Source organism: Mesorhizobium sp. M7A.F.Ca.CA.003.01.2.1 (assembly GCF_003998945.1).
Classification (GTDB): Bacteria; Pseudomonadota; Alphaproteobacteria; order Rhizobiales; family Rhizobiaceae; genus Mesorhizobium; species Mesorhizobium ciceri.
This window is the reverse complement of sequence record NZ_RZRA01001077.1, coordinates 1-1,744: the sequence shown is the minus strand read 5'-3', so window position 1 is coordinate 1,744 and position 1,744 is coordinate 1. Positions and strand designations below refer to the sequence as shown.

The following is a 1,744-nucleotide window of genomic DNA, read 5'->3' as shown; positions in this document are numbered from 1 at the left end:
GTTGATGAGGCCGAAATCGACCCCGGGCTTGATGCGCAGGCCGTAGCGCTTCAGGCGCACTTCGATGACGTGCGGGCGGCCGATCAGGATCGGCTCGGCGATGCCTTCCTCGAGCACCACCTGGGCAGCCCGCAGCACGCGCTCATCCTCGCCGTCGGCATAGATGACGCGCTTGGCGCTCGATGCCTTGGCGGACGAGAACACCGGCTTCATCACCAGGCCGGAGCGGAAGACGAAGCGGTTCAGCTTGTCGATATAGGCGGCAAAGTCGGTGATCGGCCGCGTCGCGACGCCGGTGTCGCAGGCTGCCTTGGCGACCGCGGGCGCTATGCGCAGGATCAGCCGCGGATCGAAGGGCGAAGGGATCAGGAATTCAGGGCCGAAGATCGGCGTCTCGCCGGAATAGGCGCGGGCCGCGACGTCCGAAGGTTCCTCGCGTGCGAGCGCTGCGATTGCCCGCACCGCCGCCATCTTCATCTCCTCATTGATGGCGCTGGCGCCGCAGTCGAGCGCACCGCGAAAAATGTAAGGAAAACACAGTACGTTGTTGACCTGATTGGGAAAATCGGACCGGCCGGTGCAGATCATCGCATCCGGACGCGCTGCACGCGCTATTTCCGGCATGATCTCCGGATTGGGGTTGGCCAGCGCCAGGATCAGCGGCTTCGGCGCCATGTGCTGGAGCAGTTCCGGCTTCAGTACGCCTGCCGCCGACAGGCCGAGGAAGACGTCGGCGCCCGAAATGACGTCGGCCAGCGTGCGCGCCTCGGTGTCCTTCACATAGGGGTCTTTCCAACGATCCATCTCATCGGTGCGGCCCTTGTAGGCGACGCCGAAACGGTCGGTGACCCAGATGTTTTCGACCTTGGCGCCGAGCGAGACCAGCAGGTTGAGGCAGGCAAGGGCGGCAGCCCCGGCGCCGGAGGTGACGATCTTGATGTCCGATATGGTCTTGCCGGCGAACTCCAGCCCGTTGAGCACGGCGGCAGCGACGATGATGGCGGTGCCGTGCTGGTCGTCGTGGAACACCGGTATGCCCATGCGGGCCTTCAGCTGTTCCTCGACCTCGAAGCATTCCGGCGCCTTGATGTCCTCGAGATTGATGCCGCCGAAGGTCGGCTCGAGGGCCGAGATCGTCTCGACCATGCGCTCGATAGCGGGCGCGTCGATCTCTATGTCGAAGACATCGATGCCGGCGAACTTCTTGAACAGGACGGCCTTGCCTTCCATGACCGGTTTGGAGGCCAGCGGGCCGATATTGCCGAGGCCGAGCACGGCCGATCCGTTTGTGACGACACCGACCAGATTGGCGCGTGCGGTGTAGTCGGCGGCGGTCGCCGGATCGTCGCGGATTTCCAGGCAGGGGGCGGCGACGCCGGGGGAATAGGCGAGCGCGAGGTCGCGCTGATTGCCGAGCGGCTTGGTCGCCTGTATCTCGAGCTTTCCCGGCCTTGGGTGCTTGTGGAAGTAGAGGGCGGCTTCGTCGAGGTCCGAACGTGCCGTCTTTTTGCTCTCGCCTTCCATGCGGCCGCTCCCTCGAAATCTGCCTGGAGATTCCCTTTTAGCATGCAGTCGTGGTTTTTCGCGACGCTAATTGACGCGCCGGCGGCAATACCCGGCGGCGCGTAGAAAGTATTGAACAATCAAATACTTATAACGATTGTCTGACGGACGGATCCGACCGTTTCACGGATAAGTTGATCAAAAGGCGCTGACGTAAAGACCACCATCGACCGGTATGTTC

1 protein-coding gene is annotated in these 1,744 nt (G+C 63.1%); it reads right to left on the bottom strand.

Annotated elements, in window-relative coordinates; translation table 11 throughout:
- Nucleotides 1-1,524, bottom strand: a 1,524-nt coding sequence (locus tag EN969_RS29840; protein ID WP_127419664.1) for a phosphate acyltransferase, incomplete at its 3' end; no start/stop codon positions are given.
- Nucleotides 1,525-1,744 lie beyond the last annotated feature (220 nt).